The 15,308-nt window shown below is 61.6% G+C and carries 14 protein-coding genes and 2 tRNA genes; 5 read left to right on the top strand and 11 right to left on the bottom strand.

The window, feature by feature from the left end; all coding sequences use genetic code 11:
* Positions 1-232: 232 nt before the first annotated feature.
* From trhO to HDEN_RS13385, 5 genes are all read right to left on the bottom strand, one after another.
* Entirely contained in the window at positions 233-1,066 is an 834-nt protein-coding gene (gene trhO, locus HDEN_RS13365; protein WP_013216661.1) for an oxygen-dependent tRNA uridine(34) hydroxylase TrhO, read from the bottom strand.
* A gap of 51 nt (positions 1,067-1,117) precedes the next feature.
* A complete protein-coding gene (locus HDEN_RS13370) occupies positions 1,118-3,067 on the bottom strand; it encodes an acyltransferase family protein (RefSeq protein ID WP_013216662.1) in 1,950 nt (649 codons plus the stop codon).
* A gap of 132 nt (positions 3,068-3,199) precedes the next feature.
* Positions 3,200-3,275 (bottom strand) — tRNA-Phe (locus tag HDEN_RS13375).
* 92 nt (positions 3,276-3,367) lie between these two features.
* Positions 3,368-3,589, bottom strand: coding sequence for a DNA gyrase inhibitor YacG (locus tag HDEN_RS13380; RefSeq protein WP_013216663.1), 222 nt, complete (start codon positions 3,587-3,589; stop codon positions 3,368-3,370).
* A gap of 13 nt (positions 3,590-3,602) precedes the next feature.
* Positions 3,603-4,352, bottom strand: coding sequence for a Maf family nucleotide pyrophosphatase (locus tag HDEN_RS13385; protein WP_013216664.1), 750 nt, complete (start codon positions 4,350-4,352; stop codon positions 3,603-3,605).
* A 155-nt stretch (positions 4,353-4,507) separates the two neighbouring features.
* Here HDEN_RS13385 and HDEN_RS13390 point away from each other — a divergent pair, with 155 nt between their 5' ends.
* Positions 4,508-5,215 carry a Crp/Fnr family transcriptional regulator gene (locus tag HDEN_RS13390; RefSeq protein ID WP_245256642.1) on the top strand — a complete coding sequence of 236 codons (708 nt, stop codon included), beginning with the start codon at positions 4,508-4,510 and terminating at the stop codon, positions 5,213-5,215.
* A gap of 36 nt (positions 5,216-5,251) precedes the next feature.
* Positions 5,252-6,580, top strand: a complete 1,329-nt coding sequence (locus HDEN_RS13395; RefSeq protein ID WP_013216666.1) for an adenylate/guanylate cyclase domain-containing protein — start codon at positions 5,252-5,254, stop codon at positions 6,578-6,580.
* Here HDEN_RS13395 and HDEN_RS13400 read toward each other — a convergent pair.
* From HDEN_RS13400 to HDEN_RS18395, 5 genes are all read right to left on the bottom strand, one after another.
* Positions 6,563-7,057, bottom strand: a complete 495-nt coding sequence (locus tag HDEN_RS13400) for a UPF0262 family protein (RefSeq protein ID WP_013216667.1) — start codon at positions 7,055-7,057, stop codon at positions 6,563-6,565. The two genes, HDEN_RS13395 and HDEN_RS13400, sit on opposite strands and share 18 nt — an antisense overlap.
* 6 nt (positions 7,058-7,063) lie before the next feature.
* Positions 7,064-8,362 carry a histidinol dehydrogenase gene (gene hisD, locus HDEN_RS13405; protein ID WP_013216668.1) on the bottom strand — a complete coding sequence of 433 codons (1,299 nt, stop codon included), beginning with the start codon at positions 8,360-8,362 and terminating at the stop codon, positions 7,064-7,066.
* A 35-nt stretch (positions 8,363-8,397) separates the two neighbouring features.
* On the bottom strand, positions 8,398-8,865 hold the full coding sequence (locus tag HDEN_RS13410; RefSeq protein WP_013216669.1) for a DUF2948 family protein: 468 nt from the start codon (positions 8,863-8,865) through the stop codon (positions 8,398-8,400).
* Between the two features lie 114 nt (positions 8,866-8,979).
* A complete protein-coding gene (murA, locus tag HDEN_RS13415; protein WP_013216670.1) occupies positions 8,980-10,272 on the bottom strand; it encodes a UDP-N-acetylglucosamine 1-carboxyvinyltransferase in 1,293 nt (430 codons plus the stop codon).
* A gap of 150 nt (positions 10,273-10,422) precedes the next feature.
* Positions 10,423-10,578, bottom strand: a complete 156-nt coding sequence (locus HDEN_RS18395; RefSeq protein ID WP_169305492.1) for a hypothetical protein — start codon at positions 10,576-10,578, stop codon at positions 10,423-10,425.
* Between the two features lie 228 nt (positions 10,579-10,806).
* Here HDEN_RS18395 and HDEN_RS13420 point away from each other — a divergent pair.
* Positions 10,807-10,881 (top strand) — tRNA-Thr (locus tag HDEN_RS13420).
* 53 nt (positions 10,882-10,934) lie between these two features.
* On the opposite strand, the gene HDEN_RS13425 is transcribed toward HDEN_RS13420, so the two are convergent.
* On the bottom strand, positions 10,935-12,089 hold the full coding sequence (locus HDEN_RS13425) for a patatin-like phospholipase family protein (protein WP_013216671.1): 1,155 nt from the start codon (positions 12,087-12,089) through the stop codon (positions 10,935-10,937).
* Between the two features lie 381 nt (positions 12,090-12,470).
* Between HDEN_RS13425 and mgtE the strand changes: the two genes are divergently transcribed.
* Both mgtE and HDEN_RS13435 read left to right on the top strand, forming a co-directional pair.
* Complete coding sequence (gene mgtE / locus HDEN_RS13430; RefSeq protein ID WP_013216672.1) at positions 12,471-13,841, top strand: magnesium transporter; 1,371 nt, start codon at positions 12,471-12,473, stop codon at positions 13,839-13,841.
* Positions 13,842-14,161: 320 nt separating this feature from the next.
* A complete protein-coding gene (locus HDEN_RS13435; protein ID WP_245256643.1) occupies positions 14,162-15,289 on the top strand; it encodes an efflux RND transporter periplasmic adaptor subunit in 1,128 nt (375 codons plus the stop codon).
* Positions 15,290-15,308: the final 19 nt, after the last annotated feature.

Here is a 15,308-nt window from a genome sequence, read left to right on the forward strand (position 1 = left end):
ACAGAGTCCAAAACGCTCCTATAGCACCTTTGGCCGGCAGTCAGAGAGGCCCGAGGTCGCAATCGCGATGGCATTTGCGAGCGTCCCTAAGAACTTAGGTGCCTCTTTCGACGCCATTCAGCCGGTTTTTTCCTCGCGCCGATAATTTTAGCGGACGAAATTTCAAATTAATCGCTGCTAACCAAATCGGCATGGCGGCAGGCGGTCGTTGCATCAGCGCTCGCCCGACAATTCACGCCGATTGAATGGCTCCGTTGCAGGCGGCGCAGAGGTGGTCGTCGCACTGCGCGTCTCCGGCGCGGCGCGGGCTTCCACACCGGGCGCAGAGTTCGTGATGGCCCCGATGGACGCCGTGCTCCAGCGCGACGCGTTCGTCGAAGACGAAACACTCGCCGCGCCATAGGCTTTCGTCAGCAGGGATTTCCTGGAGGTACTTGAGAATGCCGCCGCTCAGTTGATGAACGTCGGTGAACCCTTGCGCGAGGAGATACGAGCTTGCCTTCTCGCAACGGATGCCACCAGTGCAGAACATCGCGATTTTCTTGTCCGGCGTGCTGTCGAGTTCGGACGATATGTACTCGCGGAATGCGCTGAACGAGCGCGTGCGTGGATTGCGTGCGCCTTCGAACGTTCCGATGCCGAATTCGTAATCGTTGCGCGTGTCGATGACGACCACATCAGGGTCGGAGATCAGCGCGTTCCAATCTTTCGGTTCGACGAGGTGACCGGTCAACGTCGACGGACGCAGACCGGGAACGCCGAAGGTGACGATCTCTCGTTTGACCTTTACCTTGAAGCGCTTGAACGGATGCGCGGCCGCGTAAGAATATTTGACGCCGAGAGTCGCGAAACGAGCGTCTGATCGAAGTCTGGTGATAACGGCCGCGATGTCGGCGTCGGGTCCAGAAATCGTGGCGTTGATGCCTTCAGGCGCGATGAGGATCGTTCCCTTGACGTCGCACTCCACGCAGAATGCGCGAAGCTCGCGCTGCAGGGCTGCGGGGTCATCGATATCGACGAATTTGTAAAACGCGGCGACCGTCGTGCGCGCTGCTTGATCAATCATCGTGTCGTGAACTCGTTATTCGTTTTCGTATGTTGACGCCGCATGAGGGCTTCATGGCAGGGTGCCAGGCTTCCCGCTTTCGATTGACTGGGCCGCCGTTTCGCCAGGCCATAAGACCGGAGCGAGGAGTTTCGCCGCTATCAGCTTCTCACCGGCGACGGTCAAGTGGTTATCATCGAAATAGAGGACCGCACCATCGATCGCCGCCTTGCATTCGTTCTCATTGCAGAGCGCCGGAAGCAAGGAAATATAGGTCGCGCCGGCGGCCGTCGCGATCCCGGCAAGGGTGGCGTCGAGTGTCCGCAAGGCCTTCATGTCGGGGCGAAAAGCATATGTCTCGGGCTTTGTTCCGAGCATGGCTTGTCGCGCGAGCGTGGCCGGGACGGGTAGCTGGTTCGGGTGCGGCGGCACCTGACCAAACAGAATGACGCGGTGGCCAGCAGACGACATCGCCCGGAGCGCCGCTTCCAGACCTCGCGTGAAGTCGACCGAATACTCCTGCGTCCACGCGACCGCGTTTGCCGCCACAACGATCGTCGTCGGCGCAAGCGCAACCAGATGCTCGATCGTTTTCGCGTTATACGCGGGGCATTCGCCTTTGCCAGGGTATGTAAAATCGAGCGCGGGCGGACAGCCTGATGCGGTCAATTCGCGGACGCTCTCATTCCTGAGTTCTGCGAGCGCGCCCAGCGCGACGGCCAACTCGGCGCCGTGGCTGTCGCCATAGACGATGGTGGCCGGCGCGACGGGCGCTCCGAGAACACAGGATTTGTCGAAGTCGCCGGCGAGCGTGCCGTCGAAATGGCAGTCGGTGCGCCGGGCGCTGGCGTCCTGGGCTCCCGCCGCGATGCTCAGAATTTCTTCCGGGAAACGCTTTGGCATTCCCTGTACGCTCACGAGCATCGCCGCCGACGCCGCCAGCGCTCCGAGACTCAATCCGCCGCCCGCGAATACCGCTTTCCTGCTCGACATCGCGCCTGCACGGCGGCGGAACGGCGTTTCGACGAAGCGCCACGTCAGGATCGAAAGTGCGGTTGCCACCGCGATCAAAGTCAGTTGCTGAGTTGGCGTGAACGGCTGCACGAGCAGCAGCTTCGCGAAGACGATCAGCGGCCAGTGCCAGAGGTACAGGCTGTAGGAAATCAGACCGACGAACACGATCGGCGCAAAGCTCAAGCCGCGCGCGACGATCGTGGTGCCGCCCGCCCAAATGATCAGCGCTGCGCCGAGGCATGGCAGCAAGGCGGCATATCCTGGGAACGGGGTCTTCTCACCGAAGCAGATAACGGCCACGGCAATAGCGAACAGTCCGATGGTGCTTGCGCTTTCCCGCTGCCACGTCCGCGCCGGAGCGGGAATAAGCCCGAGCGCGATGACACTGCCCAGCAGCAGTTCCCAAGCGCGGGTGTGGATCAGGAAATACGCGGAGCGGTTATTATCAGGTGTCAGCGCAATACTCATGGCGAGCGAGATCACGAATGCGCCGCAGACGAAAAGTGATACGCCTTTCCGTCCGAACCGATAAGCGAACGAGAGCAGAAGCGGAAACGCAACATAGAACTGCTCTTCGACGCCGAGGCTCCACGTGTGCAGTAGCGGCTGCGTCGCGGCGGCCGGGTCGAAATACCCGGTCATGCTCGAGAACCAGACGTTGCTCACCGAGAGTGCCGCCGCCAGGAGGCTCGCGGCATACGCCTTCAATTCACTCGGTAGCAGAACGGCGACGGCGGCGACCGTCGAAAAGGCGCAGACAAAGACCAGAGCCGGGACGATCCGACGGATGCGCCGCTCGTAAAAGTTCGCGAGGCTGAACCTGCCCGCGCGCAGATCGGCGGCAATGATCTGGGTGATCAGAAATCCGGAGAGCACGAAGAACACGTCGACGCCGACGTAACCGCCGGAGAATGGCTTCATGCCGAGGTGGCAGAGAAACACGGAGACGACCGCGACGGCCCTCAGACCGTCGAGTTCGGGTCGATATCCGAGATGTCCGTCCCTCACCCGTCACACTCCAGCAGCGTCGCCCGCTATAACGCAGGCAGACTGCTATACCCAGCGCCGCGCTTTTGTCGGTGCGAAGGCATTGAGCGAAAACTGCAGACGTTGAGGGATTTAGTACGGGGGAAGGGCAAATGGTGCCCAGGGCCGGAATTGAACCAGCGACACTGCGATTTTCAGTCGCATGCTCTACCAACTGAGCTACCTGGGCTTGCCTCCGCGGCCAGGGGCCCATGCGAAGTCCGGCCCTTATAGAGAGGCGTTTGCGTTGATGCAAGCGCGACGAAAACGCGTTGCCCGGCTTTATTCTTCTTCGCTCCCAGGCCCCATGTCTCCACCCCGGGGCCGATCGCCGTCGCCCTCGTCCTCTTCGCGGCCAGGCACCGCGTAGGCACCGCCGAGCCATTTGGCGAGATCGATGTCGGCGCACCGTTTCGAGCAGAAGGGGCGATAGGCTTCGGCCGCCGGTTTACGGCAGATCGGGCAGCGCACGGGCTTGCTGGCAGGTTCGGAAGACGGACACATAGGATCAAACCGCTCAGGCGCGATCGACTTCGGCGTATCGCAGCCAATTGTACTGGATCGGAAACTTCTCCGAATTGAGCAGGGCGACGACCTCGGTCAGCGGCAGCCCGACGACGTTGGTATAAGACCCGATCAGGCGCTGCACGAAACAGCCGGCGAGGCCCTGAATGGCGTACCCACCGGCTTTGCCGCGCCACTCGCGCGAGGCGATATAGGATTCCAGTTCCGCGCGGCTGATGTAACGGAAGCGGACGCGGGTATCGACGATCTTCGTGCGAACACGGTCGTCCGGCGTGATGAGGCAGACGCACGTCTGCACCTTATGCGTGCGACCCGACAAGAGTTGTAGCGACGCCATCGCCTCTTCGACGTGCGCAGGCTTCATCAGAATCTTGCGGCCCATGGCGACGACCGTATCGGCGGCGAGCACATAGGAATCGGCGAGGTCGGGGTCGTTGGCGATCTGATTGCGCGCGACTTCGGCTTTGGCTTTTGCCAGGCGGGTGACAAGCGCGCGAGGCATTTCTCCACGGCGTGCGCTTTCGTCGATCGATGCGGGACGGAGCGCGTCCGGCGTTACCCCGATCTGCGCGAGAAGCGTGACCCGGCGGGGGCTGGCACTGGCGAGAACGAGCCTTGGCCGCTCGATCTCAGCCTTCGAGGACGCCCGTTCGCGCGCCATCGATCGCCGCAACGTTTCCCGGCTCGGAGCGTCGGAACGGGCGAAGCCGGGAAGAAGGGCGGATTTCAGCGAAGACATCATGAGTGGCCTGCAAGGGTGCGAAGCGTCTCGACACCAGAAAATAAGGGCGGACAATGGGCAAGCCGCAGACTTTTAGCAAGGCCCCGGTGCGTTGCGAGCAACCGGAAAACAGGGCATGAATAGCGCCGCACAATCGAGCGGCTATGATAGCGACAATGGCTCTGAAACCCGACACAGCCGGCCTTCTTGCTCGAACCCCGCTGTTCGCTGGGCTGGACGAAGCGAGCCGCAAGGCCGTTGCGGGCGAATTGCGTGAAGCGTCCTACGAGCCTGGGCAAGTCATTTTCTCGCGCGGCGATGCGGGCTCAGATCTTCACATCGTGAGCAAAGGGCGCATCCGGCTTTCAGTTCTGACATCGGACGGCCGCGAGCTTTCCTTCGCACATGTGGAGACTCCGTCGATTTTCGGCGAGCTTGCAATTTTTGACGGACGTTCGCGTTCGGCCGATGCAACGGCTGTGAACAAAGTCGAGACGCTGCTGCTTTCAAAGTCGGCGTTTCTTCGCCTGCTCGAGTCGCATCCGTCGGTCGGCGAGGCGGCTGTACGTTTTCTCGCCGGCAGGCTGCGCGACGCGGACGAGCAGCTCGAAGCCATCGCGCTGCACCCGATCGAGGCGCGGTTGGCGCGGTTCTTCCTGGCGTCCGTCCGGCAAAAAGACCCTGCCGGGAAATCCGAGAAAGTGACGCTGGCTCTGCCGATTTCGCAAAGCGAGTTGGCGCTTCTGGTCGGCGCGAGCCGTCCCAAAGTCAACGCCGCGCTGCAGCTTCTCGAGTCGGAAGGGGCCATCGAGCGGCGGGGACAGCAAGTCATCTGCGATATTGCGGCTTTGAGCGGCATCGGCCGTCTTGACGACAAAGACTAGCGGCAGACGATCTCCGCAGCTTCCGGATCCCATCGCATGACGATCGCCGATCGAGACAATCAACGACGCGGGCAACGAGGCGAGCCACGCAGCTGGCTGCAAGGCTGCGTCGTCTTGCTCAAGCAAATCGTACGCCCGGTCAAAGCGATGTTCGGTGCGATCGCGTGCATCGGGATCAAGGACTATCCCCCCGACACGCAGCGGCGGCTGAAGATCGTCAACGTGTTCTCGTTTCTCGTCGTCGTCACGACCTTCATCTATGCGATCCAGCTTTGGATGTCGGGCGACGAAACGATGATGCCCGTCGTCTTCATCAATCTCGCCCTCGCCGTCATTCTGTCGTTCGTGCCGCTGATGCACAGGTTCAACGAGATGGCGGGCGGGCTGCTGCTGGTTGTGGCTGAATTTTCCGCGCTCATCGGGTTTACGTCCTACTTCGGACGATTGGGCGGCGCGCCGCTGCAGTACGTCGTGGCGGCAGCGGCGCCTTTCGTGATTTTCGAAGCGCGGCGGTTCTGGCTCGTCTTCGTCATCGTGGTGTCGGCGCTTGTGCTGCATCTCATCGCCTGGTTCCAGTTTCCGATGGAAGCCGCGCGGCTGCACGCCGATCAGAAGGTCATCGATTCCCTTTACGTGCAGGGTGCGATCACGACGTTCGGGCTGATCGCGGCGTGCGTCTATTATGCGTTCGGCCTCGTCGAGACGGCCAAGGCGGAAACCGAAACGGTCCTGCGAAACATCCTTCCCGACGCCATTGTCGAACGCCTCAAGATGGCTCCGGGGCAGACGATCGCAGACGGATTTACCGAAGCTTCCGTTCTGTTCGCGGATATCAGCGGGTTCGTGCGATTGGCGCGGGGGCTCGGCCCTGAAAAAACCGTTGCGCTGTTGAACCGCCTCGTCACCGCCTTCGACGAACTGGCGCAGCAGCACGGCGTCGAAAAGATCAAGACGATCGGCGACGCGTACATGGTTGCCTCGGGCGTGCCCGTCCCGCGCCCTGATCATGCGCAAGCGTTGGCCGCGATGGCGCTGGATCTCGTCGCAACCGTGCGCACGATCGCGGCGGATGAAAACATCGATCTCAACGTCCGGATCGGCATTGCCGCCGGTCCGATGACGGCGGGCATCATCGGCAAGAACAAGTTCAGCTACGACGTTTGGGGCGATCCGGTGAACATGGCGAGCCGTCTCGAGCAATCGAGCGAAGTCGGGCGCATCACGATTTGCCCGACGTGCTACGCCGCTCTCAAAGAGAGCTTCATTCTTCGGCCGCGCGGGCTGATCGACATCAAAGGCGTGGGGGAACAGGAAGCGTGGTTTCTCGACGGCCGGCGCGAGCCGAGCCTAACCCTTCCAGTGTAGCGAGCAGACGAGCGTAAACAGCCTGCGGGCGGTGTCGTCGTCGACGATGATCTTGGGCAGAAGTTTATCGCGCAGCAGGACGCTGCCTTCGTCGTGCAGACCGCGGCGGCTGACGTCGATGGCCTGGATGCGCGCGGGCGGCGCGGTTTTGACGGCTTCGTAGTAGGATTCGCAGACCATGAAGTAATCCTTCATGATGCGCTTCAGCGGCGTCAACGCGATCGCGTGCTCGAAATTCTGCTCGCTGCTCGCCGCGGCGACGTTCATTTGAAGGCGGTCGTCGACGATCGACAGATGCAGCTTGTAGGGGCCGTCGTCCACGTCTTCGACGCGGAACGTATTACCGTCCAGGATATCGAAAATAGCGACTTCGCGCTCATGCTCGGCATTCACGTTCGCACGGCCGAGCGACTTCGTGTCGAGCGTAATTTCCGCTAAACGATCACGACCCCCGGTAATGCTCACGGTTTGATCCATTCTGCCTCAAGTCGATTTGGCGAGCCGAATTTCAACAGATCTGCGATGCCCTTCCAGTCCTTCGGCGCGAGCCAGCGTCATGGCTGCAGGAGCCAGCGCGGCCAATGCTGCATCGTCCAGCTTCAGTATCGACGTGCGCTTCATGAAATCGAGCACGCCAAGGCCCGACGAGAACCGCGCGCTCCGGGCGGTCGGAAGGACGTGATTTGAGCCGGAAACGTAATCGCCGATGACTTCGGGCGTGACGCGTCCGATGAAAATCGCGCCGGCGTTACGAATGCTTTGCGAAAGATCTTCCGCATTCTCCGTCGCGATTTCCAAGTGCTCGGCGGCGACACGATCTGCCAAAGCCGGAGCTTCATCGAGTGAATTCAAAACGATGGTGGCACCGAAAGCGTTCCAGCTCTCGCCCGCGATATTTCCGCGCGAAAGCGTTTGCAGCTGACGCGCGACGGCCTGTTCGACGGCGGTCGCGAAGTCTTCATCGTCCGTCATGAGGATCGATTGCGCGGCCGTGTCGTGCTCTGCCTGCGCGAGCAAATCGGTGGCGATCCATTCGGGATCGTTGTTGCGATCGGCGATGACGAGAACTTCGGACGGGCCTGCGATCGAGTCGATGCCGACGATGCCGAACACCTGGCGCTTGGCGGCCGCGACGTACGCGTTGCCGGGTCCGACAATCTTGACGACCGGACGGATCGTCTCGGTGCCGTAGGCGAGCGCGGCGACGGCCTGCGCGCCGCCGATACGATAGATCTCGGATACGCCGGAAATTTTTGCCGCGGCCAACACGAGCGGATTGAGTTCGCCAGCGGGCGAAGGGACGACCATCACGACGCGGGGCACGCCTGCAACCTTCGCCGGCACGGCATTCATCAGTACCGAGCTGGGATAGGACGCAAGACCGCCCGGCACATAGAGGCCGGCCGATTCCACAGCCGTCCAGCGGTGGCCGAGCTCGACGCCGACGTTGTCGCGATAGCGATCATCGGAGGGAATCTGTCGCTCGTGATGATCGGAGATGCGGTCGTGCGCGAAGTGCAGAGCGTCGAGGGTTTCCTTCGAGCACTCGCGAACGGCTGCGTCGACCTCGGCGGCCGTCACGGCGACGCCCGTCTTTTTGAGATCAAGCCGATCGAACTTCAGGGTGAGGTCCGCCAGTCCTTCGTCGCCGCGCGAGCGAACTTCGGCGATGATGTCTCTCACGGCGTTATCGACGTCGACGGAGACTTCGCGCTTTTGCGAGAGCAGTTCCGTGAACTGCTGCTCGAAATTCTTATCGGCGCTCTTCAGCCGCATCGGCATGAGCACTATCCCTCAGAGCATTACGGCCTAACACGTCAGCCTGCGTCGTCTGGGTGCTCCGGCGAGTGTTTCGTGGCCCAAGCCGCCCCGAGATCCTTCAACTCGACCTCGACGCATTCGACGTGCAGCCGAATGGCTGCCGCGCCGGAAAAAGTCAACGTGACATTGCCTTCCGGCGTCTCCGTACCACCGGTTGGCTCGAATGTTATTGCCAGCAAAGCTAACGCCGCGCGCCTATCCTTAAGGTCAATTCCCTGCAGCTTGGCGCTCAAGACCCGTTCAAAGCGAATGCCGGAGCGACGGCGCTCGAAGCTCTCGGACGCTTTTCCCTTCGATGGCGCCTTGGCCAGCTCGCCCCAATCGAAGCGATTGGCGATGGCCACGAAACGCTTCTCGGCCGGCAGATACATCATTTCGCCAACACGCAGCACGGCGTCCTGCAGGTGCGCCGAGACGACGTTCAGATCTTCCGCGTCGAGTGCGATAAGCTTGAGGTCGGACATCGAGGCTGACAATCTCCCGGCGAGCGCCTGAAAAACCATGCTATCCGGCCGAGTGTTATCGGGCGGGCGCGGCTCGTGCAACATCGTCCCGGATTACGGGGATGCGTCTCTCAATCAGCCACTCGCCAGACGCTCGATGTTGGCGCCGCAGCGGCTCAATTTCTGTTCCAGCTGCTCGAAGCCGCGATCGAGGTGGTAAACGCGATTGATCATCGTCTCGCCTTCGCCCGCGAGCCCGGCAATAACCAGCGACGCTGACGCCCGGAGGTCGGTCGCCATGACTGGCGCGCCCTTCAGCGTCGTGACGCCGTTGATCGTCGCCGTATCGCCGTGGAGCTGAATGTCGGCTCCCAGACGCGCCAGCTCCTGCACGTGCATAAAGCGGTTTTCGAAGATGTTTTCGCGAATGACGCTCGTTCCGGAGGCCAACGCCAGCAGCGCCATCAACTGAGCCTGGAGATCGGTCGGGAAGCCTGGAAACGGCTGCGTCTCAACGGAGACGGGCTTGATGTCGCCGCCGTTGCGCTTGACGCGGATGCCGGTGCCGGTCGCCTCGACGGTTGCTCCGGTCTCGACAAGGACGTCGAGCGCGGCTTGCAGATCTTCGGCGCGAGCCCCTTCGAGCATCACGTCGCCGCCGGTTGCAGCAACAGCCATCGCGAAGGTGCCGGTTTCGATGCGATCGGGAAGGACAGTGTGGACGGCGCCCTCAAGGCGATCTCGGCCTTGGATCCTGAGCGTCGACGTGCCGATGCCTTCAATCTTAACGCCCATCTTCGCAAGGCAGCTCGCGACGTCGCCGATTTCAGGCTCGCGCGCGGCATTCTCCATCAGCGTTTCGCCTTTCGCCAAAGCGGCGGCGAGCAGGACGTTGAGTGTCGCGCCGACCGAAACTTTGGGAAATACGATGTGCGCGCCGTGCAGCCCTTTCGGAGCCCGCGCGATGACATAGCCAGCGTCGATGTCGATCTCGGCACCCAGCGCCTTCAGCCCCGCCAGATGCAAATCGACGGGGCGGGTTCCGATCGCGCAGCCGCCCGGCAGCGACACCTTCGCGACCCGCATGCGTGCGATCAGCGGGCCCAGAACCCAGAAGCTGGCGCGCATCCGCGACACCATTTCATAGGGGGCGGTCGTATCGACGATATCGCGCGCCGTCAGATGGAACGTCTCGCCGAGATGCATCGCCGTCCCCGGGCGCTTGCCATCGACGCCGAGGTCAACGCCATGGTTGCGAAGGATGCGCACCAGCAGATTGACGTCGGCAAGGTTCGGGACATTTTTAAGCGTCAGCCGATCTTCGGTCAGCATGCTGGCGATAAGCAGCGGCAGGGCCGCATTCTTGGCGCCGGAAATCGGGATCGTGCCGCGAAGAGCCTGACCGCCGGTAATCCTGATCCGATCCATTAAATGCCTTCTGGCTCCATGTGTGACGCGTCGCCATGCGCGGCGACTGAGATTCGCGTCGATGCCCCGGTCGCTGATACTGGTTTCGCGGCTGATCCCGCAAGGAGTTTTGCCGACGGTTACGCCAGACCCACAGACCGGCCTTGAGAATCACTCGTCAGTGACGCCGGCTTTGTCGTGTGCCTGGCCGCGCGCGGCTTCCTTGCGGCGTTTCAGGTTGGTCCGGAGCACCTCGGCAAGACGCTCGGCCCGGGCGTCTTTGCGTGACGGCTGCTGGGGTTTTTCCTTTGAATTCCGTTCGGTCATGCGCGTTCTTGGCTTGTCCTCTGCGGCTTTTGAGTGGCTTCCGGGGATCGCTGATGCCGCGCCACATCTGCTGCGACATCGTCTCAGGCAGCTTGGCTTTCGGTCTTGCCCCCCGTCAAGCCTTGTGGCAGTGTCCGCCCCGCCTGCCCAGCGGGCACCACGCGCGTCGGTTCAACGGCGCGCTGCTTTTTTCTTGGGCGCCGGTTGCGGCACCCAAAAGCCGCACAGGCTGCCGTAGCTCAGTGGTAGAGCACTCCCTTGGTAAGGGAGAGGTCGAGAGTTCAATCCCCTCCGGCAGCACCATCATTTTGCGCGCACCAGAATCTGCTGCGCTGAGGCCATCTCAACCGCTACGGTCACTTGGGCGCCGCTGAGCGTTCGCTTATGAATGCGATCAATTCTTTCGAACGCGCCAGCGTATCGCGATAGCCAAGCTCGATCAGGGCGCGGCAATAGCCCGGCTCGAACATCAGATAGCTCGGCAGGCGCCAGTCCTCTCCCCATACGCCCAGCCTGCGCAACAGCATCCGGACAGTCCACGGCATCTCCGCAGCATGACGGCGGGCGATCTCGCGAATATCCTCCGACGGATCGAGCGCGATGACATCGATGTCGCGCAACGACGTTTCGCCGAGTCGGCGCTCAGCAACCAGCGACAGCGTATGATCGATGCGCTGCGCGCGTTCGATGTCGGCGTCGACGTTGTCCATGAAAATAATGTCGAGCATGCTGCCGCCAATCGTGCCCAATGGCGGGTACTGGACTTCATCCGGCCGTGTCGGCGGATCGATGTCGCGATCGCGGGTGGTGATGACGATAATCTTATCCGCGCCGGCGTGGATTGCCGGGCTCAGCGGCGATGTCAGCCGCAGCGAGCCGTCGCCATAGTGCTCGGATCCCAAGCGCTGCGCCGGAAACACCAGCGGCAGCGCGGACGACGCAAGCAGGTGGTCGACCGTCAAGCGGGTCGCAACGCCGTCGCGGCGGGCGCGGCTCCATTCGGCGATCTCGGGCGCGCCTTCAAAGAAGGTGACCGCGCGTCCACGATCGTAAGACGAAGCCGTGACGCACAAGGCCTTGAGCGCCCCTGCCTTCACCGCTTCGGAGATACGTTCGAACTCGGTGTGGTCGATGAGGAATTGGCGCAAAGGATCGTTGTCGAGAAGCGAGCGTGGATTGGGCAGTCCCAGGGACGCAATCGGCGTCAGAGATAGAACCCAATGCAGCCCGTGCAAGGAGACCGATACGAAATCGGTGCGGTAGACATCCCTGCAATGAAGGTTCTGCCAAAGCTCGACGAGCTTGGCGACGCCTTCGTTGAAGCGCGTGGCATTGGCCGCAAGGAATGCCGCGCTGATCGCTCCGACGGACGAACCGACGATGACGGGAAACGGATTGCGATTACGCGGCGTGAGTTCAGCGAGAGCCTTGATCACACCGACCTGATAGGCTCCCCGGGCACCGCCACCGGGCAGAACGAGTCCAAGCGTGGCGGCCGTGTTTTCGTTCATGCTTATCCTCTGCGATCCCGCCTGTATCACGACCGTATCGCCGACGCCTTGACCGGTCTCGGCCGCGCATCGAATGCGAAACTGTATGCAACAACGAGGGCGGCCGCATTATCGATTTCGGCTTCAGAGACACGCTCCATTCTCAATCACGCTCGCCAGAACCCAACGCACAGAAACAATCTCGATCTCTCCTTGACAGGTCATCCTGATCGGCCCATGTGACCGCAACGGCACTCGATGACCTCGATGCCGTGAATTCGAAGGAACCCAACCCTTGTCTAGCGACAGTAGTTGTCGAACTCCCCGGCCGTCGAGGCCCGTGGTCTGACCGTTGGGTCGGCTCGCCACGGTCCGTTTTGACGGCGGATCGTGAGGTGAGCCATGGAAGAAGTCCACTACGTGTCGGGCGACGACGTCGATCCGATCCTGCTGGTCGAACTGCTCGATGAGCACGATGCTGACATCGTCGCGCAGCTCAACGAGCAAGATCTCGAAACGACCGCCTCCATCCTTTCGCAATTTCCCCTGGAACGCGCGGTCGATATTTTCGACCGGCCGGAATTGTCGCGCGCCGGCGACATCATCCTCGAGCTTCCCGAGGACCTTGCCGGACGCATTCTGAAAGGCATGTCCGCCGACCGCGCCGCCAACATGCTGCGCCAGCTCGACGGGACTGATCGCACAGACCTTCTCGCGCGCGTCGATTTCGAGACAGCGCAATCGCTGAAGCTGCTGCTCGCTTATCCCGAGGGCACCGCGGGCAGCATCATGACGACGGAATTCGTCAGCGTTCCGTCAACATATTCCGTCGCGGAAACGCTGAAGCATATTCGCGAAGTGCAGCACACGCGAGAAACGGTCTACGCCATCTACGTTCTCGATCCTGCATCGCGCGAGCTACGTCAGGTCGTGTCGCTGCGGCAGCTGATCTCCAGCGAGCCCGACAGCAATATTCTCGACGTTGCATCCGATCGCGATCCGATCTGGGTCGATCCGGATGCCGATCGGGAAGAAGTCGCGCGGCTGATCTCCATTCACGACCTTCTGGCCGTGCCGGTTCTCAACTCCCGCCATCGGGTGCTCGGTATCGTCACGTTCGATGACGTCATCGACGCGATCCTCGCGGAAAGTACGGAAGACGTGCAGCGTTTCGGCGGCGTCGAAGGCATGGCCGAGCCGTATATGGAGATCGGCTTCGTCGAGATGATCAAGAAGCGCGCCGGCTGGCTGTGCGCGCTGTTTCTGGGCGAGATGCTGACTGCAAGCGCCATGCAGCATTATTCCGATGAGCTCGCGAAAGCAGTCGTGCTGACGCTGTTCATCCCTCTCATCATGAGCTCCGGCGGCAATTCGGGATCGCAGGCGACTTCGTTGTTGATCCGCGCGCTTGCGCTCGGACAGTTGCGTCTCAGAGATTGGTGGCGCGTCGCGGTCAGAGAAATTCCCACGGGCCTGACGCTCGGCACTATCCTCGGCGTCATCGGCATCGCACGCATCAGCTTGTGGCAGTATCTCGGAATCTTCGACTACGGCGAGCACTGGATGCTGGTCGCGCTGACCGTCGGCCTAGGCCTCGTCGGCATCGTCACATTCGGTTCGCTTGCGGGCTCTATGCTGCCGTTTGCGCTGAAGCGGCTTGGGTTCGACCCTGCGAGCGCATCAGCCCCGTTCGTTGCGACGCTCGTCGATGTCACCGGTCTGATGATCTACTTCAGCGTCGCGCTGCTGATCCTGCGCGGTACGCTGCTATGAGTGCGTGACACATCAAACCGCCGGTACGCTCATCGCATCGTAGCGTACCGGTGGTTCAGTTTGCGCAATCATCGACAGCAGTGCATTCGTTGCGCGTACAGTGACGCCGATGCGCGACGATAACGGACGCTAAAACGACTGATCAGCGAAATTCGAGTAGCACGTTGGCGCTGCTGTGATACGTTCCCGGCCTCACCATGCCGGCGGGCGGGAACGCCGGAATTCATTTACTCATAAGATTTTTGGCGCAATCCATGACGATACATGAGCCTTTGCGATCTGCGCTGCGGCGGCATCTTTTCGTGCCTTGCGTGGCGTTGATGACTGCAGTTCTTGCCGGCGCTGTTGCGCCTGTAAATGCACAAGAGGGACCGCCGGCGTTTCCGGTGACGGTCGCACCGCCGCTCTCCAAACACATCAAAACCTGGGATGAATATCCCGGCCGCTTCGAAGCGTTTCAGCGCGTCGAGTTGCGACCGCGCGTCAGCGGTTACGTCGATCAGGTGAATTTCAAGGAAGGCTCCGACGTCAAGTTCGGCGATCTTCTGTTCACGCTCGACAAGCGGCCATTCGAAATTGCCGTCGAGGCTGCGAAGGCCGACGTCGCACGCGCCCACGCGCAAGTCGAATTCGCGAAGGCCGATCTGCAGCGCGCGGCACCGCTGGTCGAATCCAAAGCGCTGAGCGAGCAAGTTTACGAGCAGCGCAAATCAAGTCTCGGCGTCGCGGAAGCGCAGGTCATGTCGGCGGCGGCGCAGCTCAAGTCGGCGGAACTCAATCTCGAGTGGGCCGAGGTTCGCGCGCCGATCTCGGGACGCATCTCGGATAAGAAAATCGACGTCGGAAATCTCGTGATCGGCGGACAGGTCAACGCGACGCTGATGGCGACGATCGTCTCGACCGACCCCATTCACTTCGTGTTCGATACGTCCGAAGCGGACTACCTGCGCTACGAGCGTCTCAATCAATCGGGCAAGCGCGATTCCTCGCCGAACTCGCCGACGCCCGTGCGCCTGAAGCTCGCGGACGAGAAAGACTGGAGCCATCAGGGCACGATGGACTTCATCGATAACGCGTTCAACGAACACTCCGGGACGCTGCGCGGCCGGGCAATCCTTCCGAACAAGGACGGATTGCTGACGCCCGGCGTCTTTGCGCGCCTTGCTCTTTATGCCGGCGACATCGATGCGTTTCTCATCCCCGACGATACCATCGTTTCGGATCAGGCTCACAAGATCGTCTACACCGTCAACGCCGACGATGTGGTCGTCGCGACGCCGGTGGAGCTTGGACCGATCTACGAGGGGCTGCGCGTCATCAAATCTGGGCTCAAAGCCGACGATCGCGTGGTGATCGAAGGGGTCGCCAATCCGGCCATCAGACCCGGATCGAAAGTTGCGCCAACTCCTGGCGCAATCAAGCCGCCCGAGAAAACCGCACAGAAGTAACTCGCGCTCAAACGCAGAA

The organism is Hyphomicrobium denitrificans ATCC 51888 (assembly GCF_000143145.1).
Classification (GTDB): domain Bacteria; phylum Pseudomonadota; class Alphaproteobacteria; order Rhizobiales; family Hyphomicrobiaceae; genus Hyphomicrobium_B; species Hyphomicrobium_B denitrificans.